Here is a 26,586-nt window from a genome sequence, read left to right as displayed (position 1 = left end):
CTTTAAAATGAAGAACGCTCAGGATGGCGCGTTGCGGACCCGGCGGTCTTCCTGCAGCGCATCGATCAGCCAGGCCCGCGCCGCGCGCCAGCCGCGCTTGACGGTGGACTCCGACGATCCCGTCACCTCGGCGATCTCCTGGTGGCTCATCCCGGCGAAATAGCGCAGCTCGACAATATCGGCTTTTTCCTTGTCTATGGCCGCCAGCCGGATCAGCGCCTTTTCCAGCACATCGAAATCGATCCGTTCACTGGTCACGCCGCCCAGCCGCGTTACCAGTGTCACCTTGTGATGGTGACGCTTGTCAGTGTGCTTCTTGCGGGCATTGTCGATCAGGATACGGCGCATGGCCCGCGCTGAGAGTGCCAGGAAATGCGTTTTGTCGGCCCATTCGATCTGGTCCATCTGAACCAGCCGCATCACGGCCTCGTTCACAAGGTCGCCGGTCGACAATGAACTGTTGCGCTCAGACCTCAGCAAAGCCGCCGAAACCTGTCTCAACTCACTGTACAGAAGCGTGAACAACTGATCGCGCGCGACCATGTCGCCGGCCCGCCATGCTGTCAGCAATTGCTTGGCTTCAATCCCGTCTGTGTCTGCCACCACCCGCATCCTGTTGTCGTCCCCGCAATCAGTGAAGCACAGCGCCCTGCCCGATCAAAGCCAAAAAATAAAATTGGCCTGGCTGAACCGAAACGTCGCGTCCCTGCGCCTCTGTCATTGGAAGCCTGATGCAAGGAGCAAGCCAATGGACGAGACCCTGCGATCAATACCGGCCGAAGCATGGCCGCTGATCGACATCCTTTTCAATGTGACATGCGTCGTCACCGCCGTCTGGCTCGCCTGGACAGTCTTTGTCCTCTGGCGCCGCTCAGCCTCAAACCTGACAACCGCCAGCTCGGCCAGTCCGAACCGCAAGGCACAGCCGGATTTCCTGTCGGTCGACAAGAAGGCCCGTGCTGAAGCCATCAAGCGCGGCGAAAGCTTCGACAAGGACCTCGATAAGCGCCAGCGCGATGAAGAGCTTCACGCCCGCCGCCTCGCACGCGCCAAGGAAACGCGGATCAGCCGCATCGCGCGTCTCATCTCGCTCTTTATGGCGCTCTTCTCGCTTGCCACGATGATCTCCGGCACCGTGTTCCAGGTCACCTTCATGGGCGCCATCTGGGAAAAATACTCTGCCAGCGAGCGCCTCATGGCGGTCATCACGGCCCACCCGATCGGCGTCGGCGTCACTGTTGTCGTCATTCTCTACAACCTCGTCACCTTCGTCACCAACCGCAAATGGGAGGAGAAATAGTCATGGCATCCGAGCCAATCGTCCTGAGCGACCCACGCATGCTGGCTGAATTCATGCGCCAGTCCGAATTCAAGGCCTTCTTCGAAAAACGCTATGCCGTCCCGCCGGACTATGCTGCGCTCCTGTTCAAGAACGGTCAGCTGATCGATGCCTTCAAGGGCGGCCACTTCTCGGTCGGCGGTGTCGTCGACAAGTTAAAGGGTCTCGTCGGTGGCTCCACCCATATCGGCATGATGATCGCCGACCTTAAGCCATTTTCCGTCCAGACAGCCCTTAAGGCCATGTCGAAAGACAAGATCGAGATCGCCGGCGTCGCAACGCTCGAACTGCAGGTCGATCCCGACAAGCCCTCCAACATTCTCGGCATGATGCACGGCGTCAGCCGCTCCAATGGCGACGAGCAGACACCCGGCCGCAAGGCCCTCTCCAAGGCTGACGTGCTGGATCGCATCCGCCCTCACCTGTCCGACCGCGTCTTCGAGGCCGCCATCGGCCGCATGGATGCTGCCGAGATCCGCGGCGAAACCGGCCTGCAGGATAAGATCCAGGCCGACATCATGCTCGAAGTCGAGCGCATCGTCGGCGATCTCGGCCTCATCGTCCGCGCCGTCTCCCTCGAATGGGCTACCAACACGGCCGAAGTCGCAGAGATTGAACGCGCCGATGCCGACCGCCGGCAGGACGCCCTCGACCACCAGCTCGAAATCATCAAGCGCGAAATCGAACGCGAGAATGACGCGACCGAAATTACGCTGAAGTCGCAGGTCGACCTCGCCAAGCTGCAAAGCGCGTCGGAAGACGAACTGAAGCACATGGCCCTCAACAGCGAGATCGAATTCCTCGATGCCCGTGAAGGGGCCAAGCGGCGGCAGGAACTCGAAGCCCTCGGCCACGAGATCAACACGCTCGAAATCGAACGCGGCGCCCGTTTCGAAGACTCCCTCGCCACGGCCCGCAATGATGTCGACCTGCTCGAAATCCGCAAACGCCAGGCCGGTGTCGAACGCGACATCGCCCTGATCCAGCAGAGCCAGGCCGACCAGATGCGCAAGTCCGGTGCCTTCACCGAACTTGAAATCACCGGCGCCGTCCAGAAGCAGCAGGCCGACCACATCGCCCGCCTGCAGCAGATCGAACTCCAGGCCAATGAGGCCGAGGCCAATCTCGCCATCCGCATGTCAGGCGCGACGACCCAGAATGAAATCTCCATGCTGGATGCCAAGGCCCGCGCCAAAGCTAACGAGATCAACGCCTTCAAGTCCATGTCGCCCGAACAGATCCTCGCGATCAATGCAGGCCTCTCGACAGACGTTGCCGCCGTGCTCGCCGAACAGGCCCGCGCCAAGGGGCAATCCTCGGGCGAAACCATGCAGGCCATGCGCGACATGGTCGAGGCCGCCACCGCCGCCCAGATCCGGTCAGAGGCCCAAGCCCGCGACATGTTCCGCATGGGCATGGACGGCGCCGTCGGTGTTGCCCATGGCGCAGGTGGCAAGGAAGGTGGCGCCCCGGCCAGCAGCGGCTCCTCAGCGGCAGCTGCCACCTCGATCGAATGCGCCAAATGCTCGGCTGTAAACCTCGCCAAGGCGAACTTCTGCAAACAGTGCGGCCACAAGCTTCGGACATGACCCTGATGGCACGTCCCCAGCCCTCCACCGTCTATCCCGGAAAGTGCTGCTTCAGGGCATCGCTCGACCGGGAGGCGACCTTCTGCGACGAATGCGGCTCGCCACTGCAGCGCTGTATGGCGACAGACGAGTGCGGCGGCCTGCTCGATGCGGCCGGCTGCTGCCCCGTTTGCGTCTCACCCGAGATCAGCCTCGACGCCGGCTCCGCTTCAAGCATCAAGGTCGGGGGCACGCTGGCCTTGCCGCTGGTCGTGGCAAACAATTCCCCGGTCGGTCGTCCCCTCTTCGTCGAGGAAATGTGGATACGCGGCGGTGACGGCGAGGTACGCCCCGTCGATCTCACCTTCCAGCGGCTGAATTCGGGCGGCACAGCCGAAGTCGGCCTGCGTACGGGTGTCCTCGAAACCGCAGGCCTCCATCGCTTCGACGTCCACATCACCGTAGCCACCCGCTATCTCTGGCGCGAGGAGCGCTACGTCTTCACCACATCCATCGCCATTCCGGTTGATCCCGATGGCCCGTCCGAAATTGTCCAGAATTACAATATCCAGGCCGATGCCATCGGCGCTGGCATGACCATCTACAACCCGACCCGCATCCAGAAGGAACGCGAGGCCGGCATCGCCACCCATGCTGAGCCGATCCGCCTCACCCTGCGCCGCGCCGATACACTCGAGCGCACGCTCGGCCATCGCGGATACGCGGCCAATCTCGCCGTCACCAAGTCAACCGCGCTTGTCTGGCAGGGCTTCGACAAGGGCCACGCGCCTTATGATGGCCCAATCCGCACGCATACCGGCGTCATCGGCATCGGCCGCGCCTCGAATGCCCCGGAAGGCGGCATGAATGACGTCCGCCTGCTGATCTCCCGCAATGGCGAGATTGATGAGGATGCCTCGATCCACATCTCCCGCCGTCACTTCCAGCTCTTCATAGAAAATGATCGTCTCATGCTCCGCGTGGAGAGCCAGAATGGCCTCCTGGTGAACGACGAAGCCTTGCGGCGCGGCAAAATGGTCGCCCTCAGCGACGGAGACATGATCCGCCCGCTCGTCCGCAATCCCAACGCCATCGCCCTCAAGGTCCAGTTCGAAACCCAGCACGACGAAGTCGACAGGATCATCCTCAAACGTCTGGTCGGAGGCCAATGATGACCCCTTGCGAGAAATGCGGCGCAGACCTGCCGCCCGATTCCCTCTTCTGCCCCAATTGCGGAAAACCCGTTCGTGCGAACAGCGAGCTGTCGGGCGCCGTGGACCAGGTTACACCCATGACCGGCCTCATCACGCCTGACCCGGACAACCCAACCGGCACTCAGTCGAAAACCTCTCCCACGCTCCAGCCAGGACAGGTCTTCGCGGACCGCTACACAATCGACAGCGTCATCGGGCGCGGCGGCATGGGCGTCGTCTACAAGTCCGCCGACAAGGTCTCCGGCAAGACTGTCGCCCTGAAGCTCATCAATGCCTCCCATCTCGGCGGCGAGCGCGCCATCAAGCGCCTCATCGAAGAGGGCGTCACCGCCCGCGACATCCGCCACCCCAATGTCGTTGCCGTCTATGACGTCGGCCTCGCGGGCGAGCAGCCCTTCGTGGCGATGGAATATCTCGACGGCATTTCCCTGCGCAGCTGGCATGGCCGCGTCATGCAGCGCGGTGAGTCCGTGCCGCTCCGCGTCGCCGCCCGCATCATCGTGGAAATCCTCGACGGCCTTCGCGCTGCCCATGATGCAGGCGTCATCCACCGCGACCTCAAACCCGAGAACATCATTCTCCTGCACGAGCCGACGGATCGGTCCGCCCCGCTCAAGCTGCTCGACTTCGGCATCGCCCGCGCCGCAGGCAACCTTGCCAGTTCGTCCAGCGGCACGGGCCTCGGCACGCCCGATTACATGGCCCCCGAACAGCGCACCAATGCGGACGCCGCCGGCCCCTCGGCAGACCTCTACTCCATATCGGTCATGCTCTACGAACTTCTCGTCGGCGTGGTCCCCGGCCGCCACTGGCAACCGCCATCTGGCGGGCGCTCGGACGTGCCGCTGGAAGTCGACGCACTCATTCTCAAGGGCATGTCCGACAATCGCGACTCCCGCCCCCAGTCGGCGGCTGAGTACCGTCAGTCCCTCATCGGCGCAGTCAACCGCATCCCGCACAAGCCCGTTGAGCCGAACCCAAACAAGACATCTGCAAAGCCGCTCATCTGGGTCGCCGCCGGCTCTGCGGTCCTGTTTAGTCTTGTTGTCGTCGGCATGGTTGTCGACTCACCCGGCAATCCCCAGCCTCCTCCGGCTCCTCCGGCTCCTCCACTCCCGCCGCCACTACCTCCTTCTCCACCTCTGCCTCCACCCCTGCCTCCGGCTTCTCCATTCGCCTATTACAACGGCACATGGGCCGACGGCATCGGCGGCTACTACAATCTCCAGTTCAACAACAATGGCGCCTTCTCCGGATCCGGCCGCGCCGCCGATGGAACACCGATCAACATTCGCGGCGGCATCAACGGCCAGAAACTTCAATACGTTCTCAACGTGCAGGGCATGGACGTCGCCAGCGGCACCGGCACCCAGACCGACCAGTGCCACTTCAACTACCGGACCTTCGACAGCTACGGGAATCTCAACCTGTCAGGCCAGTTCCACGTCAATCATGAGCCCGGAGGGCCCTGCCCATGAGACTTATCCTTATATTGACCGTTGTCCTCGCCCTCACAGCCTGCAAACCCAGCTCCGTCTTCGGCCCCGAAAGCGAGAAGAAGGATGAGCTGCTCGGCGGTGAAACGACCGAGCTGCCAGTCTCACCCGCCCTCTATTATCCGACAGGCGAGTGGGAAGACGGCCTCGGCAATAACTGGGATGTCAGCGTCACCGGCGCCAACTTGGCCGCAACGCTCGGCAACGGCAATCTAGCCGGGGTGACGATGACCGGCCACATCCGTAACGGCCAGCTCCTCTACCAGATCGCCTATCCAGACAGCACGCCGCTCGCCCAGGGCGAGGCCCACCTGATCGACGACACGCACGCCCTTTTCGAAACGCACAACCTGGACGGCTCACTCAACGCCCACGGCCTGCTTCACTTCAATCACGCGGCCTTCGTTCCGGCGGGACAACCAACCGAGCTACGCCCGCAAGCAGTTGATCCCGACACAGATCTAACAGGAGACTGAGAATGCCACAGGATTACTCAAAGTACCGCACGGATGGCTGCCTGATCGAGGAGACGCCAAGCGCCGCGCCCATGCTCAAGGCCGACAATAGCGGCCTTCCGGAACGCATCGACCTGCGCGGCCTGTGTTCGCCAGTCGAGAACCAGGGCCATGTCGGCTCCTGCGCGGCCAATGCCGTCGTCGGCGCACTGGAATATCACCAGCGCCTCTCCGGTCAGGGCCTGACAGACCTTTCGCGCCTCTATGTCTACTACAACGCCCGCAAGATCGGCGGCACAACCGACAAAGACTGCGGCACCTTCATCCACCATGTCATGGCCTCTGTCCTCGCCTTCGGCGCTTGCCCCGAACGCGCCTGGCCCTACCAGCAGGCCATGTGGGCCACCGAGCCCGTTCAGGCCTGCTACCAGGGCGCGGAACAGTTCAGCGCCATATCCTATGCCCGCACAGGCAGTGGCCTCGGCGCCAAGGCCACCGTCGCCAATGGCCTGCCTGTCGTGTTCGGCATCAGCCTGCCGGAGCAGATGCTGATGGTCGAAGCCCGCGATACCGGCCAGATCGCCAGCCCGCGTGGCGGCTGGCTCCAGCCGTCGGGCGGCCACGCCATGCTCATCGTCGGGTATGACGACGCGCGCGGCGCCTGGCTCGTGCGCAACTCATGGGGCGCCGACTGGGGGCAACAGGGCCACCTCTGGATCGCCTATGATGTGATGGAGCATTACAGCCACCCCTATGGCTTCTGGACCATCGGTTCCATCGAGAGCCGCTCGAACTTCTCCGTCAGCGGGCCATCGCAGCAGCAGGCCGTCTCAGCCGTCCGGGCCGAGGCGCCCGCCCAGATGACAAGCGCCCTGTCCAACCTGAAGCGCAATATCGGCGCCGACCTGGAATCCAGCCTCGAACAGGCCAAGCGCGGTATACGGGATCGCCTGCGGGGACCGGGCGCCGGGGGCGGCTATTGATCGGTCTGCCATGGGGCAGCCAATGGACCGCCACCCGGCCGCTATGGAGATTAGCAAGCCAGGTGGCGTTCCTCCGGGCGTCCCCCTCCCGGCAGCTTCGGCCCTGGCACTTATCCCCGGGGCCTCAATACACAAGGCGCGCAAATCCGGCAGGCCGGGTCACACCGGTTGAAATTTTCCTGAATTCACCGTCCCCGTTGCGTCGCGGCCCGCTATCGGCAACAGTCTCCGCCGGGACACTAGACATGTGGGGACATGACGATGAGCACGCCTGACCTGGACACGCTGGCCATGGCGCTCTTCTCCGAGGCGCTGGACCAACCATCGGATACAAGGCGCGGCTGGGTGGCTCAGCAGGCGGGCGCCAACACCGCGCTGCGCGACCGCGCGCTGGAGCTGCTGGACGCCGACGGCTCCGGCAACATGTCCCTCAAAACGGGCGGCGCGGGGGCCGACGCAGCCCAACCGCCCGCCCCCGAGCGCATCGGCGCCTACCGCATCACGGGCCAGATCGGCCAGGGCGGCATGGGCGCCGTCTTCGAAGGCACACGCGATTCCGGTGACTTCGCCCATAAGGTCGCCATCAAGATCATTCGCCCCGGCGTCCTCTCCGATGCCCTCATCGCCCGCTTCCGCCGCGAGCGGCAGATCCTCGCAGACCTGACCCACGCCCACATCGCCCGCCTCCTCGACGGCGGCGAACTGGAAGACGGCTCGCCCTATATCATCATGGAATACATCGACGGCCAGCCGATCACGGTTTGGGCCGATGAGCAGGGCCTCGGCATCGACGACCGGCTCTGGCTTTTCAGTGACGCCTGCGCCGCCGTGCGCCACGCGCACCAGAACCTCATCGTCCACCGCGATATCACGCCCTCCAACGTGCTCGTCACCCATGGCGGGCAGGTCAAGCTGATCGACTTCGGAATCGCCAAGCCGAACGACCTTGATGCCTTGGCCGCCGAGCCCGGCGTAGGCTCCGCCTCGCTCATCAGTCTCAGCTTCACGCCCGGTTTTGCCGCCCCCGAACGCGCGCAGGGCGCCGGCACCAATACGCTCTCGGACGTCTATTCCCTCGGCAAGCTGCTCGACGCCCTGATGGAAGACATGTCGCCCCCGGCTGACATCGCCGCCATCATCGCCCGCGCCACCGAGATCGATCCCGACAGCCGCTACGCTTCAGTCGATGCCATGATGGAGGACGTGCAGAACTTCCGCACCGACCAGCCGGTCGAGGCCCGTGCAGGCGGCGCCGGTTACCGCGTCGCCAAGTTCCTCAAGCGCCGCCGCCTCGTCGCCGCCGGCACCACGCTCGCCTTCCTCGGCCTCGCCACAGCCCTCGGCGTCACGCTCGCCCAGTACAACCGCGCCGAAGCCGCCCGCCGCGAAACCGACTACCGCTTCCAGCAGGTCCGCACCCTCGCCAAATCAATGATGTTCGATGTCTATGACAAGATCGATCTCGTCCCCGGCTCCACCGGTGCCAAGCTCGAACTCGCCGACGCCGCGCAGACTTATCTGGATTCCCTCGCCGCCGACGCGCGCGCCTCCGAAGCGCTGAAGATCGAAACCGCCCAGGGCTTCGTCCGCCTTTCCGAGATACAAGGTTCGCCGAGCTTCAGCTCGACCGGCGACATCGACCTTGCAGAAACCAACCGCCAGCGCGCCGCTGCCCTCCTGAAACCGCTTGAAGCCAATCCAGACAAGAGCCCGGAACTCCTCCTCGCGCTCGGCGAGCTTTATGCCGAACTCGCCAGCGCCTCCTTCTACATCGATTTCGAGACCGACCGCGCCATCGCCGAGAATTTGACCAGCCTCGACTATTACAAGGCCTATCTCGACAAGCGCCCCGAAGACACCAAGCAGCGCTTCAAATACCTCGCCATCGATGGCGACCTGGGCTCAATGCTGTATCGCAACGGCCAGTCAGACGAAGCCGTCGCGCGCCTCGAACGTGTCACATCGGAACTCAAGGTACTCCTTGTAGATAATCCGGACAATGTCGATTTCCTCTACGGCCTCGGCCGCACGCAGCGCATGCAGTCGGAAGTCCTGCTCAACACCGGCCATCCGCAGGAAGCCGTCGACGCCGCCACCGCTGGGCTCGCAACCCTGGAGAAAATCCACGCGCTTATCCCGGCCGAAACGCTGGCCTATTGGCGCGGTGTCACCTTCGCCCACTGGCGCCGCGCCTTTGCCTGGTACAAACTTGGCGAGCCCGAAAAGGCCGTCGCCGATTACCAGGCCGCCCTCGCCCTGCTCGACCGCCGCATCGTGCTCGATGCTGACGATGCGGACGCGAAGGAATCGCAGGCCATCTATCTCGGCGAAATGGCCTACCCGCTACTCGACCTCGGCCGCATGGAAGAAGCCGAGAAGAGCCTGCTCGGCGCCACCCAATGGTTCCAGGACCGCTACGAGAAGTCCCCCGACAAGGGCGCCTACCAGCGCAACATGCTGGTCCAGAACGTCCAGCTCCACGAGTTCTACAATAACTGGGGCGGTCACGAAGCCGAACGCTGCTTCCGCCTCTCCGAACTCAAGCGCTTCAACGACATAATGGAAGAGGCTGGCACAATGCTCGAAAGCGACCGGCCCGAAATGGCAGACTATTTCACCCAATACCCGCTCTGCACAAAATAGTCAGAACATCACCGACAGGATCAGCCCGGCAATAATCACCACGGTTGCCAACCCGCCCGTCATGGCCGTTTTTTGCCACAGCGCCCGCATGCGTTCCACCGACATGCTGGCCGTGTCCCAGCGCGGCACGGACGTAAAGAGCAGGCCAAACAATCCACCGTGCCCCTCCACCATGCCAAGGTCCACAAGCGGCAGGCCGGTCTTCTGGACAATCGTGTCCACCATCTGCCCCATTGTTTCTTCCGCCATGCCGGTTGCCAGCGCCCGGTCCTCGCCCAGCACGATCAGCTCGCCATTGGTCAGCCGCAGACCATAATTGCGCTGCATGTTCGCCATGCCGAACGAGCGAAACGCCTCCAGCCGCGTCTCCAGTGCCGCAACATCCTTCACGTCCAGCGCGAGCCGTACCCGTGCCTGATGCGCCATCAGCGACCGCCCCGACGGCAGGTCCATCACCAGCTCACCCGGCGCGATGCGCACCCGCCACAGCCGCTTCGCCTCGCAGTCTCGCCATACATTGGCCGTCAGCCCCAGCATCCAGACCGGCAGCACCAGCAGGATCAGCCCCGGCCCCCAATTCCCCGAAAACAGCAAAGCCAGCACCAACGCCGCGAGGAAGAGGCCCGTGCTCGCCAACACCAATGCCGCAACGTAACCGCCAGCCCAGCCTGCCGTCGGCCGGTCCAGCACCGTATCGCCCTCAATCGTCGCTATCATTACGCATTTTCCTCCCTATCAGAGAGGCGCAGGAATGCCGCCAAACGGGTCGCCCCTACGGCAATCTAATGCCGGGTCTGGACAGGGCCCGCCAAAGCCGGGCAAATCATCTCCATGACAAAATTCTCCGGCCCGACCTCGAACAGTTTCATCTCCCAGCGCCTGCGCCTCCACTATGTCGACTGGGGCAACCATGACGCTCCGCCGCTCGTCCTCGTGCATGGCGGCCGCGACCATTGCCGCAGCTGGGACTGGGTGGCCGAGGAACTCAGCAAGGACTGGCACGTCGTCGCGCCAGACCTGCGCGGCCATGGCGACAGCGCCTGGTCGGAAGATGGCGAATATTCCGTCCGCGCCTGCGTCTACGATCTCGCCCAGCTGATCCACCAGCTGAAATTCGATCCCGTCACCATCGTCTCCCACTCCTATGGCGGCGCCATCTCGCTGCGCTATGCCGGAATCTACCCGGAAAAGGTCCGCAAGATCGTCGCCATCGAAGGCCTCGGCCCGTCGCCGAAGGTCATCAAGGAACGCTTCAGCGACACGCCCGGCCAGCGCATGCGCGACTGGATCGATTCAAAGCGCGCCGCCGCCGGTCGCACCTCGAAGAAATACGCCACGCTCGAAGACGCCTACCAGCGCATGAAAACCGAGAACAGCTACCTGACAGACGAGCAGGCCCGTCACCTCACCGTCCACGGCATCAGCCAGAACGAAGACGGCACCTATTCCTGGAAATTCGACAATTACTTCCGCGTGATGACGCCCTACGACATCCCCTACGCCGACATCCAAGCCCTGTGGGAAGCCATCACTTGTCCCACGCTGCTCCTCTACGGCGAGAAGAGCTGGGCCTCCAACCCCGAAGAAGACGGCCGCGCCAAACACTTCAAGGACGCCACAGTCAAAGTCTACGAAAACGCCGGCCACTGGCTCCACCACGACCAGTTCGACCGCTTCGTCGCAGACATGAAAGCCTTCCTCTAGGTTTGTATTGAACGCTCATCCTGAGCGAAGTCGAAGGACGAGCCCTCACACGCCGCAGTCCCGGCGAAAGCCGGGACCTCATGCAGCCAAAGCCCACTTATCCCCCGCAAACACACCCCCAAATCCCCTATCCCCACACACAAACCCCGTCGGAAAACCGCCCCCTTATCTGCCCCCATGCGCACCGCCCCTATACTGGCGCCCATGGATGACCTTCTCGCCTCTCTCTTCACCCGCGCGCGCAAGCTGATGGATGACTTCATCGGCCGGATCGGCGGCGCAGCCGTCGCCATGCCGCGCGCCGCCTTCCGCAAGGCCAGCAAGGAACTCCGAAATATCGAGGACACCCTGCGCGCCGCGCTCAACTTGATGGCCGTCGACGTGATCCTCCCGCCGCCCGCCCCGAAGCGGGCCGCCAAACCGCCTGCCGAACGCGCAGCGCCGAAACCCGCCGCCACCGCACCCACAACGCGTGTCGGCGTCTTTAACCCGTGCGTCCCCCTGGAAGCTCCAGCTAAAGCCCCGAAATCCGCCACAGCCGTCCGCACGCCCCGCACAGATGCGCCGACACAAGAGCCCACAACGGAAAGCCTCCTGCGCCGCATCGCGCGCATGCAGGCCGTCCTCGACAATCCGCTCCCCTATGCCGAGCGTGTCGCCCGTTACATGGATGAAACCGCCAAAGTCAGTTCACCCGATGTGATGCAGTACGCGCTCCAGATCGCCCTGCCACACGATCTCGCAAAAGCGCCAAACGCCCCACGCGGCCTCCTCGCCCTCCAGCCCAAATGCCCGCCGGGCTAGAGTCCTCCTCTGCAATCGAAATCAGGTGCCCGCCATGCCCCGCATGCGCGGGCGCCCGTGCTGGCTTTAGCGCAGACCCAGCGCCTCCAGCGCATCTGCCACGCCTTGCGTGCGCGGCTTCATGTCCTCGGCGATGTGGGCATGCGTCGGAATATAGAACAGGCCTAGGTCCATGCCTCTCAGCGCGATCTCGGCGCAGCGTTCCGGCATGATCAGGTTCAGACCCGCCGGCGCCTTGGCCGGGTCCGGAATGAGCGGCGCGATCAGCCCGGTATAAACAGCGCCCGGCATCAATATGTGCAGCTCCACCGGCACATTGCCGGACCTGAACTCGTCGCGCATCCACTCGGTCATGATCAGCACGCCATGCTTGGTCACGGCATAAAGGCCCTGTCCGCTGCCTTGCACCGCATCCGGCCGGCTCAGCGAGTTCTCGGAGCCCGTAATCATCAGCCGCCCGCTTGCCCCGGTTGACTGCATCAGCCGCGCATAGGCCTGCGCAATCCGCAGGTTCGCAAACAGGTTCACTTCCATCAGCCGCTCAGCCGCAGCATCCTGCTGCTGCTTGATCAGCCGCTTGCCAAACCCGATGCCTGCGTTCGAGCAGACAAGGTCCAGCCGCCCCTGCCAGTCGGCCGCCTCCGCAATCAGCGCACCCGCAGCGTCATGGTCCGCCAGGTCACACGCGATCGCCATTGCACTGTGCCCAATGCCCGACGCGGTCGCCTTGGCAGCGGCCTCGTCAATATCCGCGCAGACCACCTTGGCCCCGCGCCACGCCAGCGCTTCAGCGAGGGCACGCCCGATACCGGAACCTGCCCCCGTCACAAGCGCCACTTTTCCAGCATAATCAATCATCGGGCAGCCTCTGGCAGAAACATCAATCGATAAAGTCGCCGACGCGCTTCTGCAGCCCCGCCATAACCGCCTCAATCTGGTTCTTGGAGCCCATCAGCGTCTCCTGCAGCTCCGACTCCGCCATCAGCGCATCAGCATCAGACCCGTCCGCAATCCGGTTATACAGCTGCTTCGCCGTCTGCACCGCGCTCGGGCTCTTCTCCGCGATCAGCTGCGCCAGGTTCATCGCGTCCTCATACGGCGTCTCCGAAAGATGCGTCACGAAGCCCATCTCCTTGGCTTCCGTGCCGGTGAAGATGCGGCCCGTATAGGTCAGCTCACGGATCACGTCGTCTCGCACCAGTCGGCGCATGATCGCCGTCGAGCTCATGTCCGGCACAAGGCCCCACTTCACTTCAAGGATCGACATCTTGGTGTCAGGGTGCACGATCCGGATATCCGCGCCCAGGGCGACCTGAAAACCACCGCCCAGCGCCACGCCATGCACCGCCGCGATCACCGGCACGCGCAATGTCCGCCAGCCCCACACTGCCTGCTGCGCCCGGTTGGCAATGCCATGCGTCCGAGCGGCGAGGCCACCACCGGCGACGCTGTTCTCGCTGCGCTTGCCTTCGGCCATCTTGGCGAAATTGCCCATGTCCAGACCGGCACAGAAAGCGCGCCCCTCGCCCGACAGCACAACGCAGCGAATCTCCTTGTTGGCGTTGATCTCTTCCGCCGCTGAAATCAGCCGCGAGAACATCGCGTCGTCCAGCGCGTTCATCTTGTCCGCGCGCACCAGCCGCACATCCGCTACGCCCTTGTTCACCGAAATTGTAATGCGATCACTCATAGTCAGTATCCTGTCCTTGTTCCGTTCAATCCAAGCGCCGGTCAGCGCGTATCCATCAGGTTGCGTGCCACCACCATGCGGTGCACTTCCGAAGGGCCGTCATAGATCCGCATGTTGCGGATACGCCCGGCAAACAGGTGCAGAGGCATCTCCTTCGTCATGCCCATCGCGCCGAAGCACTGCATGGCATTGTCGATCATCTCCTGCGCCATTTCGGTCGCATAATATTTCAGCATCGATATTTCGGTGCGCACGTCGCGGCCATTGTCCAGCTTCCACGCGCAATCATAGGCCATCAGGCGTGCCGCGTGAATCTTCGCCGCGCCGTCCGCCACCCACCATTGCACCGACTGGCGCTGCGACAGCTTCTGCCCGAACGTCACCCGCTGCGGCGCATAGTCCACCATCATGTCCAGCGCCCGCTGCGCCGCGCCGATGCACCAGGCCGCCATCTCCATGCGCCGCGTCCCGAGGCGTATCTGCATCGGGCCAAACCCGTCGCCTTCCTTGCCGAGCAATTTCCAGCCGGGCACCCGGCAATCCTCCAGCACCACTTCGTAAGTATATTCCCCGCCCAGCATCGGAATGCGCCGCAGCACCTTGAACCCCGGATTGTCACCATCCACCAGGAAGGCCGACATGCCGCCCCGCGCCCGCTTCACCGGGTCGGTAATCGCCATCAGGATCGTGAAGTCCGCCTCCGCCGCCCGCGTAATCCAGATCTTGCGACCATTGATCACCCAGTCGTCACCGTCGCGCACGGCCTTGGTCAACATGCCCGCCGGGTCTGCCCCGGCGCCCGGCTCCGAAATGCCAATCGCCGAAATCGTCTCGCCCCGCGCATAGGGCTCCAGATAGGCCTCGCGCTGCTGGTCGTTCACCGTCGCCATCAGCATCTGCAGGTTCGGTGAATCTGGTGGCAGCGTATATTGCGCCACGGTCGAGCCCAGCGCCTCGTTCACGCCCACCAGCGCCACATGCGGCATGCCCATCCCGCCCGCATTCTCCGGCGCATCAAGGCTCCACAGGCCCATCTCCTTGGACACCTTGTCCAGCCGCTCCCGCTCGCTCGCGGTCAGGTAGGCGCCCTTGCCCTCGGCGTCGCGCTCCAGCACCCCCGGCTCCAGCGGTATCAGCTCTTCGCGCACGAAACGCTGCACCAGGTCGCGCAGCATCCGGTACTCTTCGGCAAGTTCAAAATCCATGTCGTGCTCCTTGCCTCATTTGCGCACGCCTCAGGCCTGCAGGGCAAGGCCTTCCATCTCGCCGCCCTTGCGCCAACCTTCCAGCACCGCGAAATAGGCATTCGGCCCGGCGCCATAGGATGTGTTCTGCCGCGCAATCGCGCCCTGCTTGCCCTCATTATTGTAATAGCCGGGCGTGCACTCCTCGAGGAATTTCTCGCGCAGCGCAGACTTGCGAACAATCTCGTCCACCCAGGCCTCTTCGGCCTCCGCCGTCACCTCGAACACACGGGCCTGCCGTTTCTGCGCCTCGGTCACGAGGTAGGCAATCTGGCGCGCCTGCTCGTCCAGCAGGTGCGGATAGTTCGCCGTGAACCCGGCTTGCGTCGTGCCCATCACGATCAGGTTCGGAAAACCGTTCACCAGCATGCCATGCAGGCTGCGATACCCGTCCGCCCAATGCTCAGACAGCTTGCGCCCGTCGCGCCCGCCAACATCATAACCCGCCCGTCGCGTATACTCCGTACCCACCTCAAAGCCCGTCGCATAGATCAGGCAGTCAATCTCATACGTCTCGCCATTGGCAATGATCGCATTCTCGGTAATCCGCTCAACGCCCTGCCCGTTGGTGTCCACCAGCGTGACATTGTCCCGGTTGAACGTCGGCAAATAGCCGTCATGGAAACAGGGCCGCTTGCAGAACTGGCGATACCACGGCTTCAGCGCATCGGCCGTCGCCTTGTCCTTCACCACCGAATCCACGCGCCCGCGCACCTGTTCCATCTTCTGGAAATCAGCAAGTTCAGCCAGCTCCGCCAGCTTCTCCGGGCCGAGGTTCTTGTTGCCCTCCTGCTGCGCAATGAACAGCAGGTTACGGATGATATCTGTCCAGCCATCCATCACCAGGTCTTCCGGCGCGAAGCCACCCGACACCAGCGTGTTGAAATTCTCCATCCGGTCCTTGTGCCAGCCGGGCGCAAGGCTCTGCGCCCAGTCCGCATCCGTCGGCTTGTTGTCGCGCACATCAATGGAGGAAGGCGTGCGCTGAAACACATAGAGATGCTCGGCGCCTTCCGCGATATGCGACACACACTGCACCGCCGTCGCGCCCGTGCCGATAATGCCAACGCGTTTGCCCTTCAGGCCGGTCAGCCCGCCCATGGAATCCCCGCCGGTATAGTCATAGTCCCAGCGGCTCGTGTGGAAGCTGTGGCCCTTGAAGCTTTCGACGCCCGGAATGCCCGGCAGCTTCGGCCGGTTCAGCGGCCCGTTCGACATCACAACATGATCCGCCGTCATCCGGTCGCCACGGTCGGTCTCGATCACCCAGACGTTGGCGTCATCGTCCCAGTTCAGCCCGGTAATCTCGGTCTGCAGGCAGGCCTTGTCATAAAGGTTGAAGTGCTCGGCAATCCGGCGGCTGTGCGCCAGTATTTCAGGTGCGCGCGAATATTTCTCGACCGGCATATAGCCCGTCTCTTCCAGCAGCGGCAGGTAGATATAGCTCTCTATATCGCACGCCGCGCCGGGATAGCGGTTCCAGTACCAGGTGCCGCCAAAGTCTCCGCCCTTCTCGATCACGCGAATGTCCTGAACGCCCGCATCGCGCATCCGCCCGCCCGCCAGCAGGCCGCCAAAGCCGCCGCCAATGATCACGACATGCGTATGGTCCGTCAGCGGCGCCCGCTCGACGCGCTTCACATAGGGGTCTTCGATATAGTGGGCGAACTCGCCGGCCATATTCACGTATTGCGCGTTGCCGTCCTCGCGGACGCGCTTGTCGCGCTCGGCGCGGTACTTGTCGCGAAGCTCATCAGGGTCCAGCCCCAGTTTGTCAGCTGTCGTGTCGATACTCATTGCGTTTCACTCCCATGGCGCCTGTCCCGGCTACTTTGGCCCGGACTTTACGGAAGCATCCGCCCGCGCGGCGCCTCTCTCCAATGGGAGTGTAGCCGATCAATGCGCCCTGCAAATCTGTTCCCTTGCGGAAGCCCGGCGCCGCCCGCGCAGGCTCCGCTGGGGCATCAATACATGTCAGAAGCGTCCCAACCCGACAGGACAGCAATATCGGCCCCGTTTTCCGCGTGCTCATCTGTCGACAGGCCGTGTTCCACCAACAGTTTCCAAGCCTGCTCCGGGTCATCAGCCATCGCGAACCGGTCCAGATCGCTGCGGGCAATCATGCCCGCTTCCGCCAGCGCCTCAAAGTTCACGATCTTCGACCAGAACGCGCTGTCATAGAGCACGACGGGCAGCTTCGGCGCCTTGCCGGTCTGGTTCAGCGTCAGCAGCTCGAAAAGCTCGTCCAGCGTGCCAAACCCGCCCGGAAAAATCACCAGCCCGCGCGCCCGCATCGCCAGGTGCATCTTGCGCATCGCGAAATAGTGGAACTGCAGGCACAGGTCCGGTGTGATGTAGGGGTTCGGCGCCTGCTCGTGCGGCAGCGCAATGTTCAGGCCGATCGTCACCGCCCCTGCGTCCCTTGCCCCGCGATTGGCTGCCTCCATCACGCCGGGCCCGCCGCCCGTCGCAATTACATTGCTGCGCCAGCCATCAGTGTCTGCCAACGCGCCGCCAAGCTGCGAGGCAATGCGCCCGAACTCGCGCGCCGCCGCATAGGTGCGCGCCTGCCATTCATTGCCGTCCTCGCGAATGCGCGCGCTCCCGAATACAACAATCGTGGAGAGAATCTTCTGCGCCCGCAGACGCTGCTCTGCCTTGGCATATTCCATCATGAAGCGCGCACCGCGCATGGAATCACTGAGGATGAAATCCTGATCCAGCGCCGCCAGCTTGTACGCGTTCTCCTGCTCGGTCTTCTCTGCCACAGCCGCATCCTTTCATTTCAAGACGTCCCGGCCATTGGCCGCGCCATTACTATCGAAATGAGCCGCCGATGCCGCCCGGTCAATCAGGCGCCTGTATACGAGTACGTGATATTTGAGACTGAGAATGACTTGCAAACGCACTCGACTGTGTTAGGCACGCCCATCCTCCCATGAACTTGAGCCAGCTGCCGATCCCTTCATGACCGACACCCAGATACAAAATGCGCAAGCCGCAGCCGGTCAACGCCGCATGCGCTATGCTTTCATCAAGCGCCAGATCCGCACGGTCCACTGGATGTCCGGTGCGGTCTGCCTGATCGGCATGCTCCTCTTCGCCGCCACCGGCATCACGCTGAACCATGCGGGTAGTCTGACCGCCAAGCCCGTCATCACCGATGCCGAGACAACGCTCACCCCCGCCCTCACCGCCATGCTCGCCGACGGTCCGGACAGCGGCACGACGCCTGCCCTGCCAACCGCCGTCGCCCGCCAGCTGAAGAGTGAACTCGGCGCCGACGCCGCCGGCCAGACGGCCGAGTGGACGGATATTGATGTCTATGTCGCCCTGCCGCGTCCCGGCGGCGATGGCTGGGTCAGCATCGACCGCGAAACCGGCGAAGTGGTCTATGAAGCCACCCAACGCGGTCCGGTCGCGTACCTCAATGACCTCCACAAGGGCCGCAATACGGGCACAGCCTGGTCCTGGTTTCTCGACATTTTCGCCGTCGCGACGATGCTTTTCTGCCTCTCCGGCCTCTGGCTCCTGCAGATCCACTCGGCCCGGCGCGCCAGCACATGGCCGCTGACCCTCGCCGGGCTCGCCGTGCCCGTCCTCCTTCTCCTTGTTTTTGTTCACCTTTGAGGCCTCCCATGCGCGCAATCCTGACCCTGGCCGGACTGGCCATCATCTCCGCCCCCGCCCTCGCCGACACGATGGAGGTCGGTGTCGAAATCCCCCGCCTCAACGTCGCGGAATATCACCGCCCCTACCTCGCCGCCTGGATCGCCAACCCCGACAACACGGTCGCGGCCAATCTGGCTGTCTGGTACCAGCAGGGGCGCGGCGCCGAGGGCGAAGGCGAGACCTGGCTGAAGGACCTGCGCCAGTGGTGGCGCCGCGCTGGCCGCGACCTCGACATGCCCATCGACGGCGTCTCCGGCCCTACGCAAGCGCCCGGCAGCCACACGCTCAGCTTTGACGCCGATTCACCTGCGCTGAATGCGCTGGAGCCCGGCGACTATGTCCTCACCGTCGAAGCCGTCCGCGAAGTTGGCGGACGCGAAATGGTGCAGATCCCGTTCACATGGCCCGCCAATGGCGCCGCGCCCGTCACTGTTTCCGGCGAAACCGAACTCGGCGCCGTCACCCTCACCTTCGTCGACGACAAATAGGAGATATATCCCATGAAACGCCTCGCCCTCAGGATGCTCGCCGCATCCACGCTCTTCCTCACGGTCGCTGGCACGGCCAGCGCCCACCGCGCCTGGCTCCTGCCCTCCTCGTTCACCCTGTCGGGCGACGAGCAATGGGTGACGGTCGACGCCGCCATTTCCAACGACCTCTTCTTCCCGAACCATCATGGCATGGACACGGCCTCGATCACGGTCACCGCGCCGGACGGCTCCACCGTTGAGGTCGAGAATGCCGCCAATGGCGAAATCCGCTCCATGCTGGACTTCAAGGCCACGCAGCAGGGCACCTACCGTATCGCCACGGGCGGCGGAGAGCCTTTCTACTTCGCCAGCTGGGAAGAGAATGGCGAACGCAAACGCTGGCGCGGTTCGCTGGCTGACATGCGCGCCGAAGGCATCGACAAGAAGCCCGACGTGCAGGTCTCCCAGTCCAGCCGCAGCGTCGAAACCTTCGTCACGCTCGGCGCACCGTCCACTGACGTCTTCGCGCCCACAGGCAAAGGCCTCGAATTCCAGCCCGTCACTCATCCGAATGATGTCTTCACCGGCGAGCCGGTCAGCTTCAAGCTGCTGCTCGACGGTAAGCCCGCCAGCGGCCTCGAAGTCGAAATCCTGCCCGGCAATGACCGCTACCGCGACACACCGAGCGTCATCAAGGCCACGACAAATGCCGAAGGCGTCTTCACTTTCACACCGGAACTGCCCGGACCTTACTGGTTCACTACCGGCTCGGAAGGCGACACGGTCGTTGAAGGCATGCCCATGAAAGTGCGCTCGTCCTATACGGCTACGTTCGAGGCCCTGCCCCTCTAGCATGCTGAACCTGCTCATCCCGCACGACCTGCCGCAGACGCGGCCAGAGCGTCCCGGTCAAGCCCTCCAGCCCCTGCGGCTGGGGGGCTCAACCATGGGAACGGACTGGTCCGTGACCTGCCATGCGCCGCGCGCGATGCAAGCGGACACCGTGCGCGATGCAGCGGACAACGTATTCGCCGACATCATCCGCCAGATGAGCACATGGGAGCCCACCTCCCTGATCAGCCAGTTCAATCGCCTGCCGATTGGCGGCGCGATCACCCTGCCCGACGCCTTTGCCCATGTCCTCGAGATCACACGACAGGTCGCAGCTGCCACAGACGGCGCCCTCAATCCCTGCCTGGGCGCCGAGACATCGCGTCTCGGCTTCGGCCCCGCTTCCGATCCCTCAGCGCCCCGCGATACTGCGCGCGACGCCTGGCGTACGCTGGCCCCCACCGGCGCCACGCTCACCCGCAACGCCCCCTACCAGCTCGACCTCTCCGCCATCGCCAAGGGCCACGCCGTTGACCGCCTCGCCGCCGCCCTGCGGGGCCTAGGCATCACGCGGTTCCTCGCAGAGATTGGTGGCGAGTTTGTCGGCGGTGATCCGAAGCCCGACAGCCTGCCCTGGTGGGTCGACATCGAGACGCTCAGCGCCGCCACACGATGGCGCGTCGCGCTTTGCGGCAAGGCGCTCGCGACCTCCGGCGACTATCGCAAGATGCGCATAGAGCATGGCCAGCACGTCTCTCATATCACCCCCCATCCTGCCGCCATGCCCGGCACCGGTGACCTCGCCAGTGTAAGCGTCCTCCACGACTCCTGCGCCATGGCCGATGCCTGGGCCACCGGACTCTTTGCCAGCGGCTCTGCAACCGGTCTCACCCTCGCAAAACAGCACGGAATCGCCGCCCTCTTCCAGTTCCGCGACCGCGCGGCCGAAGCTTCCAATGCGCTAAAACTGATGCAGGACTGAGATGAATCACAGGCCGGATCACCTGTCATCGCTGACGCCCACAGACTCTTTTGAGAATAATTCTCAAAATCACTTGCCACCTGTCAAATTTGCAATTAATTCGCAGTCGCAGACCACACAGGAAAGGTAGAACTATGGAATTCATCAAAGCCGATCGCGAGAGACGCCCCGCGAACGCCCTTCTGGCGACCACCGCGCTGGGCCTCGTCTTCTTCCCGCTGACGGCCACTGCCCAAGCACAGGACTCAGAGCCCGTCGCTGTCGGCGAAGTCTCGATCGAAGCGACTGCGCCAGAATACAAGGCCGAGCCGGAATCCCCGAAATACACCGCACCCCTGATCGACACGCCGCGTTCCATCACTGTGGTCACCGATAAAGTTCTGGAAGACACGGCTGCCACGACGCTCGTCGATGCGCTGCGCACTGTGCCGGGCATAACGATGGCCATGGGTGAAGGCGGCCAGCCCTTCGCAGACCGTCCGTTCATTCGCGGCGCTGAATCAACAAGCGGCATCATGGTCGACGGCGTGCGCGATGCATCTGCCCAGTCGCGTGACGTCTTCAACCTCGAACAGATCGAAGTCTCGCGCGGCGCCAATGGCACGATGGCCGGTCGCGGCGCCGCCGGCGGCAGCCTCAACCTCGTCACCAAGACCGCCAAAGCCACAGACTTCATCGCCGGCTCCATCGCCCTCGGCAATGCAGAGCACAGACGCGCCACGCTGGACGTGAACGAAGCCCTCTCCGAAAACGTCGGTGTGCGCGTCAATGGCATGTGGCAGGAATCCGAAATCCCGGGCCGCGATGGCGTCTATGACAATCGCTGGGGGTTTGCGCCAACCATCACCTGGGGACTCAACAGCCCGGACCGCGCGACGCTCAGCTATTCGCACTATGAGAGCGACGGCATCATCGATTACGGCCACCCGCTCGACACGACGACCGGCCAGCCCGTCGAAGGTATCGATCCCGACAATTTCTACGGCCTGCTCAATCGCGATTTCCACGACACGCAGACGGACTCCGCCCAACTCGAACTCTCGCATGAGCTGAACAGCTTCATGACCCTGCGCAACATCACGCGCATCGGCCGTTCGGAAAACGCCTATATCGCGACCAACCCGGACGACAGCCAGGGCAACGTCGTTAACGGTCTCGTCTTCCGCAACACGAAGAGCAACAATTCCAAGACCGATTCCATCGTCAACCAGACGGATGTGCAGGCCTTCTTTGATGCAGGCGGCGTGTCCCATTCCATCTCCGCAGGCCTCGAACTTGGCCATGAGGAAACGGAACGCGCGACCTATTCCGTCACCTATCTGGCCCCCGGCGACGTCTCGATCCCGCGCGGTGGTTGTGACCTCTTCGGCGCAGGTGCCGCGAGCGGCTATAACTGTACCGATCTCTACAACCCGAACCCGAACGATCCGTGGAGCGGCACGATCACGCTCAATGATCCGACCAAGACGCAAGTCGATACGGCTGGTATCTACCTCTTCGACTCCATCACGCTCAACGACAAGTTCATCGTGAACCTCGGTGTGCGCGGCGATGATTTCAGCACGAAGACCTCGAGCGACCTGTCGAACCACGAGTTCATCTTCAGCTATCAGGCCGGCCTCATCTACAAGCCGACCTACAATACAAGCCTCTATGCCTCCTATGGCACATCGGCGAGCCCGTCCGGCCTGACGGCAGGTGACGGAAGCGACAACCTCTCTGTGACTGAGCAAGACCTCAAGCCCGAGAAGAACCGCAACATGGAAGTCGGTGTGAAGTGGGAGCCTGAGGGCCGCGACCTTGCCGTCAATGCCGCCGTATTCCGCAACGAGATCGTCGATGGTCACGTGTCGGTTGAAGCAGGCCGTGGCGGCGCGCAGCAAGCCATTGGCGAGCAGCGTGTGCAGGGTGTCGAACTCAGCGCCACCGGCTCCATCACGCCGCAATGGGACGTATTCGTCGGCTATAGCTACATGGACTCCGAGATCATCGATGCGGGCCCGATCAACACGGATACGGTTGGCAACAAGCTGCCGAATACGCCGGAACACAGCGTCTCGCTCTGGACCACGTATGACATCCTGCCGAAGCTCTCCGTGGGCGGCGGCGCGACCTACATGTCGGAACGCTTCGGGGATACGTCCAACGCCAAGAGCATCGACAGCTACTGGAAATATGATGCGATGGTCTCCTACGCCATCATGGAAAACGTCGACTTCCAGCTTAACGTCAACAACCTGACCGACGAGCGCTACTATGACCGGGTCTACACGACCCATATGGCAACGATCGCACCGGGACGGTCGATCATCGGAAGCCTCAAATTCAAATACTAGCCATCAGGAAGGGGCCGCAGCTGAAAGGCTGTGGCCCCGTCCTCCCTGCACGAGAACACAGAACGCCATGCTGATCCGAATTCCAGAAGTCCTGTCCAAGGCAGACGTCGCCGCCATGCGCGGCCTCATCGATTCTGGGCCCTGGCTCGATGGCAATGTCACATCCGGCGCTCAGGCAGCACAGGCCAAGCGTAATGCGCAACTCGATGAGACCAGCCCGCAATGCCGCAAGGCTGGCGACGCGGTGCTCGACGCCCTGCAGCGCCATCCTCTTTTCATCTCGGCGGCCCTGCCGCTGAAGGTCTACCCGCCCCTCTTCAATCGCTATGAAGGTGGCCAGAATTTCGGCAACCATGTCGACAATGCGATCCGCCCCGTGCGCGGCAGCGATTTCCGCATCCGCACCGACCTGTCGGCCACGCTCTTCCTCGCCGAGCCAGAGTCCTATGACGGCGGCGAACTCGTCATCGACGACACGTATGGCTCCCATTCGGTCAAGCTGCCCGCCGGCGACATGATCCTCTATCCATCCACCAGCGTGCACCGTGTCACGCCCGTCACGCGCGGCGCGCGCGTGTCTTCCTTCTTCTGGATGCAGAGCATGGTGCGTGACGACGGACAGCGCACGCTCCTTTTCGAACTCGACAGCAGCATCCAGTCACTCGCCGCCACAGGCGCGGACCAGGCTTCTGTCGTACGCCTGACCGGCGTCTACCACAATCTTGTCCGCAGATGGGCCGATGCCTGACCTGCCGCGTAATCAAGCCCTGAAAGGCGCCTGAACCATGGATTCCCAAGCAACCCTCGCCCCGGCGACAGGCAGCACAGGCGGCGCCTTCGACCTCGTGATCGCTGGCGGGCCAGTCGTGTGGCTTCTGATCGCCATGTCTATCGTGGCGCTCACCGTCATTCTCTACAAGTTTGCCCAGTTCGCGATGACGGGCATCTGGCGCACCGGCCATATCGAGAAGGCCGTGAAACTCTTCCGGGACGGCAATCGCCGCGAAGCCCTTGCCGCCGTTCAAGGCGCCAAGGATCCCGCCTCGATCACGGTCGCGACGGCCATACGCGGCTCCCTACGCAGTGACGTCAGTGAAGCGGCAGTGCGCGAGGAAGTCGAGCGCGTGGCCACGGCCGAGATCAATGGCCTGAAATCGCATCTCGGCCTGCTGGAGATCATCGGATCGCTGTCGCCCCTGCTCGGCCTGCTCGGCACGGTGCTCGGCATGATCCAGGCCTTCCGCGCCATGGAAGCGGCTGGTCGCAATGTTGACCCGGCCATCCTCTCCGGCGGCATCTGGGCCGCGCTGCTGACAACAGCTGCAGGCCTCATTGTCGCCATTCCGGTTGTCGCGATTGCCAGCTGGTTTGAGCGCACAATCCTCCAGGTTGCCCGCCGCACCGAAGATGCCGTTACCCGCATCTTCACACCAGACCTCACCCGCCGGACTGAAAGCCCCGCCGATGAAATTCGCGCAGCAAGCCTCTAGGTCTGCCACCGGCAAGATCGGGATGACGCCACTCATCGATGTGGTGTTCATCCTGCTATTGTTCTTCATGCTGACCTCGACCTTCGCGGACCGGCGAAGCATGGACCTCGCGACACCCGCCCTTTCCTCTGCGCCTGATATTGCCGACAAGGTCATCGTGCTGGACCTCAGCGCCGAAGGCCTGCGTTTCAATGGCGAACCGCTGGAACTCGACGCACTGGATGACGCGCTGCACACCCGCCTTGCGACCGGCGACCCTGTCAGCCTGCAAGTCGCAGCAGGCATCCCGCTCGAAACCAGTGTCAGTGTCATGGACGCGCTCAAGGCATCGGGTGCCCGCTCCATCGCCCTGCGCAATGCGGAGACCCAGCCGTGAAACTCTCCGCCCGGCAGGAAGCCTCACAGCTCGCCAGTATTGATGACCGGATTATGCCGCTCATCAATATCGTCTTCCTGCTGCTCATCTTCTTCCTCGTCGCCGGCGTCATCCGCGAAGTCGAACCCGTGGATGTCGACCCGCCCCGCTCCTTGGTCGAAGCCGAAAGCGAGATCGCGCCGCTGACCATCTACGTCTCCGCCGATGGCCATCTCGCTCTGGGAGACGACGTACTGTCTGATGACGTGTTCAACGCCGCAGTGACGGAAGCGGTCATCTCCGACCCCGAACAGGCCATCCGCATCGTTGCCGACCGCAACGTGGACTCCACCAAGGTCATCACCGTGCTCGAAACGCTGCGTTCCGCTGGTGCCAGCCGCGTGAAACTCACAACCCAGATGCAGGCCGCGCCATGAACCGCAAGGCGCTCATCTGGCCCGTCGCCTTCGCCTGCGCCCTGACCGCGCACGGCCTCGGCCTCGCGAGCATGACACTGACATCGGAACCGGTTGCCGCGCCTACCCAAGTTGAGAGCGAGCACGAAATCATGCTCGCCCCGAAAGGTCGGCTGGACGGCGTGCTCGAAGAGCCAGGGGAACCCGAAGCCACCGAGGAACGGCCTAAGCCGGTCCCGGAACGGTCCAAACCTACCCCGCCAAGCCCCACACCGCCCCCTCCAACACCCACACCTGCCCCGGTCGAGCCCGCGCCCGTCCAGACCGCACCTGCGCCAGAGTCGGCTGCGCCCAGCCCTGTCGCGGCGCCCTCCGCTGCGTCAGACAGCAGCTCAAACGCAAGCGCTTCCACCGCCAGCGCACCCTCAGGACCGACCGCTCAATCCTCCGGAAAGAAAGGCACCGCTTCCGCCGCTCCGTTCGGCATTCCCAATGGTGTGGAGAAAAGCCAGGTCCAGTATGCCGGCCTGCTGCAGGCCTGGTTCCTGAAGTACAAGCGCTATCCGCACCCCGCCCGGTCGCGCCGTCAGCAGGGCGTCGTAAATGTCTGGTTCCGGGTGGATACGAGCGGCAATGTCCTCGAAAAGCGTATCGAGACAGGCTCGGGCTACAGCATCCTCGACAAGGCAACGCTCGACCTGCTCGACCGCGCCTCACCAGTGCCGCCCCCGCCCGCGCCGCTACACGCGACGGAGCTGACGTTTACTGTGCCGATTTCTTATTCACTAAACTAGGCGGGCCTGCATAAAGTGCTGGAGATCCGAGGCAAGGCAACGCAAGACAAATCCTGCCTTCGCAGAACAAGCTGATTGCCAAACTTGCGCCCATGAAGCG

At 63.3% G+C, this 26,586-nt stretch carries 26 protein-coding genes; 19 read left to right on the top strand and 7 right to left on the bottom strand.

Features of this window, described 5'->3' with window-relative positions; translation table 11 throughout:
• Nucleotides 1-18 precede the first annotated feature (18 nt).
• The gene (locus V7651_RS12290; RefSeq protein WP_335613376.1) at nucleotides 19-603 is read right to left on the bottom strand and encodes an ECF-type sigma factor; all 585 of its coding nucleotides are present in this window, start codon (nucleotides 601-603) and stop codon (nucleotides 19-21) included.
• Between the two features lie 145 nt (nucleotides 604-748).
• Between V7651_RS12290 and V7651_RS12285 the strand changes: the two genes are divergently transcribed.
• From V7651_RS12285 to V7651_RS12255, 7 genes are all read left to right on the top strand, one after another.
• Nucleotides 749-1,300 carry a hypothetical protein gene (locus tag V7651_RS12285; protein ID WP_335613375.1) on the top strand — a complete coding sequence of 184 codons (552 nt, stop codon included), beginning with the start codon at nucleotides 749-751 and terminating at the stop codon, nucleotides 1,298-1,300.
• Between the two features lie 2 nt (nucleotides 1,301-1,302).
• The gene (locus V7651_RS12280) at nucleotides 1,303-2,928 is read left to right on the top strand and encodes a hypothetical protein (RefSeq protein ID WP_335613374.1); all 1,626 of its coding nucleotides are present in this window, start codon (nucleotides 1,303-1,305) and stop codon (nucleotides 2,926-2,928) included.
• Nucleotides 2,929-2,933: 5 nt separating this feature from the next.
• Nucleotides 2,934-4,079 (top strand): FHA domain-containing protein, encoded by a 1,146-nt coding sequence (locus V7651_RS12275; protein ID WP_162174845.1) that lies wholly within the window; start codon nucleotides 2,934-2,936, stop codon nucleotides 4,077-4,079.
• Nucleotides 4,076-5,599 (top strand): serine/threonine-protein kinase, encoded by a 1,524-nt coding sequence (locus tag V7651_RS12270; RefSeq protein WP_084146301.1) that lies wholly within the window; start codon nucleotides 4,076-4,078, stop codon nucleotides 5,597-5,599. The genes V7651_RS12275 and V7651_RS12270 overlap by 4 nt, the downstream gene beginning before the upstream one ends.
• Nucleotides 5,596-6,093 carry a hypothetical protein gene (locus V7651_RS12265; protein ID WP_035539206.1) on the top strand — a complete coding sequence of 166 codons (498 nt, stop codon included), beginning with the start codon at nucleotides 5,596-5,598 and terminating at the stop codon, nucleotides 6,091-6,093. The genes V7651_RS12270 and V7651_RS12265 overlap by 4 nt, the downstream gene beginning before the upstream one ends.
• Before the next feature lie 2 nt (nucleotides 6,094-6,095).
• The gene (locus tag V7651_RS12260) at nucleotides 6,096-7,055 is read left to right on the top strand and encodes a C1 family peptidase (RefSeq protein WP_035539203.1); all 960 of its coding nucleotides are present in this window, start codon (nucleotides 6,096-6,098) and stop codon (nucleotides 7,053-7,055) included.
• A gap of 261 nt (nucleotides 7,056-7,316) precedes the next feature.
• The gene (locus V7651_RS12255; protein ID WP_162174844.1) at nucleotides 7,317-9,698 is read left to right on the top strand and encodes a serine/threonine-protein kinase; all 2,382 of its coding nucleotides are present in this window, start codon (nucleotides 7,317-7,319) and stop codon (nucleotides 9,696-9,698) included.
• Here V7651_RS12255 and V7651_RS12250 read toward each other — a convergent pair whose 3' ends face one another.
• On the bottom strand, nucleotides 9,699-10,415 hold the full coding sequence (locus V7651_RS12250) for a hypothetical protein (protein ID WP_035539199.1): 717 nt from the start codon (nucleotides 10,413-10,415) through the stop codon (nucleotides 9,699-9,701).
• A 114-nt stretch (nucleotides 10,416-10,529) separates the two neighbouring features.
• On the opposite strand from V7651_RS12250, the gene V7651_RS12245 reads away from it, so the two are divergent.
• Complete coding sequence (locus tag V7651_RS12245) at nucleotides 10,530-11,402, top strand: alpha/beta fold hydrolase (protein WP_035539196.1); 873 nt, start codon at nucleotides 10,530-10,532, stop codon at nucleotides 11,400-11,402.
• Between the two features lie 204 nt (nucleotides 11,403-11,606).
• On the top strand, nucleotides 11,607-12,206 hold the full coding sequence (locus V7651_RS12240) for a hypothetical protein (RefSeq protein WP_035539192.1): 600 nt from the start codon (nucleotides 11,607-11,609) through the stop codon (nucleotides 12,204-12,206).
• A gap of 66 nt (nucleotides 12,207-12,272) precedes the next feature.
• On the opposite strand, the gene V7651_RS12235 is transcribed toward V7651_RS12240, so the two are convergent.
• The 5 genes from V7651_RS12235 to V7651_RS12215 all read right to left on the bottom strand — a co-directional run bounded on the left by V7651_RS12235 (nucleotide 12,273) and on the right by V7651_RS12215 (nucleotide 17,833).
• Nucleotides 12,273-13,064, bottom strand: a complete 792-nt coding sequence (locus tag V7651_RS12235; RefSeq protein ID WP_051624843.1) for an SDR family NAD(P)-dependent oxidoreductase — start codon at nucleotides 13,062-13,064, stop codon at nucleotides 12,273-12,275.
• A gap of 22 nt (nucleotides 13,065-13,086) precedes the next feature.
• Nucleotides 13,087-13,896 carry a crotonase/enoyl-CoA hydratase family protein gene (locus V7651_RS12230; protein ID WP_035539189.1) on the bottom strand — a complete coding sequence of 270 codons (810 nt, stop codon included), beginning with the start codon at nucleotides 13,894-13,896 and terminating at the stop codon, nucleotides 13,087-13,089.
• 41 nt (nucleotides 13,897-13,937) lie between these two features.
• Nucleotides 13,938-15,101: an acyl-CoA dehydrogenase family protein gene (locus tag V7651_RS12225; RefSeq protein ID WP_335613373.1), complete on the bottom strand. Its 1,164-nt coding sequence runs from the start codon at nucleotides 15,099-15,101 to the stop codon at nucleotides 13,938-13,940.
• Nucleotides 15,102-15,131: 30 nt separating this feature from the next.
• Nucleotides 15,132-16,937, bottom strand: coding sequence for a flavin-containing monooxygenase (locus tag V7651_RS12220; protein ID WP_335613372.1), 1,806 nt, complete (start codon nucleotides 16,935-16,937; stop codon nucleotides 15,132-15,134).
• 167 nt (nucleotides 16,938-17,104) lie between these two features.
• On the bottom strand, nucleotides 17,105-17,833 hold the full coding sequence (locus V7651_RS12215; RefSeq protein ID WP_418887247.1) for an LOG family protein: 729 nt from the start codon (nucleotides 17,831-17,833) through the stop codon (nucleotides 17,105-17,107).
• 274 nt (nucleotides 17,834-18,107) lie between these two features.
• On the opposite strand from V7651_RS12215, the gene V7651_RS12210 reads away from it, so the two are divergent.
• From V7651_RS12210 to V7651_RS12165, 10 genes are all read left to right on the top strand, one after another.
• Entirely contained in the window at nucleotides 18,108-18,770 is a 663-nt protein-coding gene (locus V7651_RS12210) for a PepSY-associated TM helix domain-containing protein (RefSeq protein ID WP_335613370.1), read from the top strand.
• Nucleotides 18,771-18,778: 8 nt separating this feature from the next.
• Nucleotides 18,779-19,300 carry a DUF2271 domain-containing protein gene (locus tag V7651_RS12205; RefSeq protein WP_335613369.1) on the top strand — a complete coding sequence of 174 codons (522 nt, stop codon included), beginning with the start codon at nucleotides 18,779-18,781 and terminating at the stop codon, nucleotides 19,298-19,300.
• 12 nt (nucleotides 19,301-19,312) lie between these two features.
• Nucleotides 19,313-20,134 carry a DUF4198 domain-containing protein gene (locus tag V7651_RS12200; RefSeq protein ID WP_335613368.1) on the top strand — a complete coding sequence of 274 codons (822 nt, stop codon included), beginning with the start codon at nucleotides 19,313-19,315 and terminating at the stop codon, nucleotides 20,132-20,134.
• Nucleotide 20,135: 1 nt separating this feature from the next.
• Nucleotides 20,136-21,095, top strand: coding sequence for an FAD:protein FMN transferase (locus tag V7651_RS12195; RefSeq protein WP_335613367.1), 960 nt, complete (start codon nucleotides 20,136-20,138; stop codon nucleotides 21,093-21,095).
• 134 nt (nucleotides 21,096-21,229) lie between these two features.
• Entirely contained in the window at nucleotides 21,230-23,431 is a 2,202-nt protein-coding gene (locus V7651_RS12190) for a TonB-dependent receptor (protein WP_335613366.1), read from the top strand.
• 67 nt (nucleotides 23,432-23,498) lie between these two features.
• Nucleotides 23,499-24,179, top strand: a complete 681-nt coding sequence (locus V7651_RS12185) for a Fe2+-dependent dioxygenase (RefSeq protein ID WP_335613365.1) — start codon at nucleotides 23,499-23,501, stop codon at nucleotides 24,177-24,179.
• A 37-nt stretch (nucleotides 24,180-24,216) separates the two neighbouring features.
• On the top strand, nucleotides 24,217-24,921 hold the full coding sequence (locus tag V7651_RS12180; RefSeq protein WP_335613364.1) for a MotA/TolQ/ExbB proton channel family protein: 705 nt from the start codon (nucleotides 24,217-24,219) through the stop codon (nucleotides 24,919-24,921).
• Nucleotides 24,896-25,297: an ExbD/TolR family protein gene (locus V7651_RS12175; RefSeq protein ID WP_335592243.1), complete on the top strand. Its 402-nt coding sequence runs from the start codon at nucleotides 24,896-24,898 to the stop codon at nucleotides 25,295-25,297. The genes V7651_RS12180 and V7651_RS12175 overlap by 26 nt, the downstream gene beginning before the upstream one ends.
• The gene (locus tag V7651_RS12170; RefSeq protein ID WP_335613363.1) at nucleotides 25,294-25,713 is read left to right on the top strand and encodes an ExbD/TolR family protein; all 420 of its coding nucleotides are present in this window, start codon (nucleotides 25,294-25,296) and stop codon (nucleotides 25,711-25,713) included. The genes V7651_RS12175 and V7651_RS12170 overlap by 4 nt, the downstream gene beginning before the upstream one ends.
• Nucleotides 25,710-26,486, top strand: coding sequence for an energy transducer TonB (locus V7651_RS12165; protein ID WP_335613362.1), 777 nt, complete (start codon nucleotides 25,710-25,712; stop codon nucleotides 26,484-26,486). Before V7651_RS12170 ends, V7651_RS12165 begins: the two co-directional genes overlap by 4 nt.
• Nucleotides 26,487-26,586: the final 100 nt, after the last annotated feature.

Source organism: Hyphomonas oceanitis (genome assembly GCF_036964545.1).
Taxonomy (GTDB): Bacteria; Pseudomonadota; Alphaproteobacteria; order Caulobacterales; family Hyphomonadaceae; genus Hyphomonas; species Hyphomonas oceanitis.
The sequence above is the reverse complement of the archived record's forward strand: the minus strand, read 5'-3'. Positions and strand labels throughout refer to the sequence as shown.

What these genes read in the sequence shown, in the direction of transcription:
- V7651_RS12260 (WP_035539203.1), top strand. Translation starts at nt 6,096, where the DNA reads ATGCCACAGGATTACTCAAAGTACCGCACGGATGGCTGCCTGATCGAG.
- V7651_RS12215 (WP_418887247.1), bottom strand. Translation starts at nt 17,833, where the DNA reads ATGCGCGGTGCGCGCTTCATGATGGAATATGCCAAGGCAGAGCAGCGT.
- V7651_RS12175 (WP_335592243.1), top strand. Translation starts at nt 24,896, where the DNA reads ATGAAATTCGCGCAGCAAGCCTCTAGGTCTGCCACCGGCAAGATCGGG.
- V7651_RS12255 (WP_162174844.1), top strand. Translation starts at nt 7,317, where the DNA reads ATGAGCACGCCTGACCTGGACACGCTGGCCATGGCGCTCTTCTCCGAG.
- V7651_RS12280 (WP_335613374.1), top strand. Translation starts at nt 1,303, where the DNA reads ATGGCATCCGAGCCAATCGTCCTGAGCGACCCACGCATGCTGGCTGAA.
- V7651_RS12225 (WP_335613373.1), bottom strand. Translation starts at nt 15,101, where the DNA reads ATGGATTTTGAACTTGCCGAAGAGTACCGGATGCTGCGCGACCTGGTG.
- V7651_RS12190 (WP_335613366.1), top strand. Translation starts at nt 21,230, where the DNA reads ATGGAATTCATCAAAGCCGATCGCGAGAGACGCCCCGCGAACGCCCTT.
- V7651_RS12285 (WP_335613375.1), top strand. Translation starts at nt 749, where the DNA reads ATGGACGAGACCCTGCGATCAATACCGGCCGAAGCATGGCCGCTGATC.
- V7651_RS12270 (WP_084146301.1), top strand. Translation starts at nt 4,076, where the DNA reads ATGATGACCCCTTGCGAGAAATGCGGCGCAGACCTGCCGCCCGATTCC.
- V7651_RS12205 (WP_335613369.1), top strand. Translation starts at nt 18,779, where the DNA reads ATGCGCGCAATCCTGACCCTGGCCGGACTGGCCATCATCTCCGCCCCC.
- V7651_RS12235 (WP_051624843.1), bottom strand. Translation starts at nt 13,064, where the DNA reads ATGATTGATTATGCTGGAAAAGTGGCGCTTGTGACGGGGGCAGGTTCC.
- V7651_RS12195 (WP_335613367.1), top strand. Translation starts at nt 20,136, where the DNA reads ATGCTGAACCTGCTCATCCCGCACGACCTGCCGCAGACGCGGCCAGAG.
- V7651_RS12220 (WP_335613372.1), bottom strand. Translation starts at nt 16,937, where the DNA reads ATGAGTATCGACACGACAGCTGACAAACTGGGGCTGGACCCTGATGAG.
- V7651_RS12230 (WP_035539189.1), bottom strand. Translation starts at nt 13,896, where the DNA reads ATGAGTGATCGCATTACAATTTCGGTGAACAAGGGCGTAGCGGATGTG.
- V7651_RS12245 (WP_035539196.1), top strand. Translation starts at nt 10,530, where the DNA reads ATGACAAAATTCTCCGGCCCGACCTCGAACAGTTTCATCTCCCAGCGC.
- V7651_RS12275 (WP_162174845.1), top strand. Translation starts at nt 2,934, where the DNA reads ATGGCACGTCCCCAGCCCTCCACCGTCTATCCCGGAAAGTGCTGCTTC.
- V7651_RS12240 (WP_035539192.1), top strand. Translation starts at nt 11,607, where the DNA reads ATGGATGACCTTCTCGCCTCTCTCTTCACCCGCGCGCGCAAGCTGATG.
- V7651_RS12250 (WP_035539199.1), bottom strand. Translation starts at nt 10,415, where the DNA reads ATGATAGCGACGATTGAGGGCGATACGGTGCTGGACCGGCCGACGGCA.
- V7651_RS12165 (WP_335613362.1), top strand. Translation starts at nt 25,710, where the DNA reads ATGAACCGCAAGGCGCTCATCTGGCCCGTCGCCTTCGCCTGCGCCCTG.
- V7651_RS12265 (WP_035539206.1), top strand. Translation starts at nt 5,596, where the DNA reads ATGAGACTTATCCTTATATTGACCGTTGTCCTCGCCCTCACAGCCTGC.
- V7651_RS12180 (WP_335613364.1), top strand. Translation starts at nt 24,217, where the DNA reads ATGGATTCCCAAGCAACCCTCGCCCCGGCGACAGGCAGCACAGGCGGC.
- V7651_RS12185 (WP_335613365.1), top strand. Translation starts at nt 23,499, where the DNA reads ATGCTGATCCGAATTCCAGAAGTCCTGTCCAAGGCAGACGTCGCCGCC.
- V7651_RS12200 (WP_335613368.1), top strand. Translation starts at nt 19,313, where the DNA reads ATGAAACGCCTCGCCCTCAGGATGCTCGCCGCATCCACGCTCTTCCTC.
- V7651_RS12210 (WP_335613370.1), top strand. Translation starts at nt 18,108, where the DNA reads ATGACCGACACCCAGATACAAAATGCGCAAGCCGCAGCCGGTCAACGC.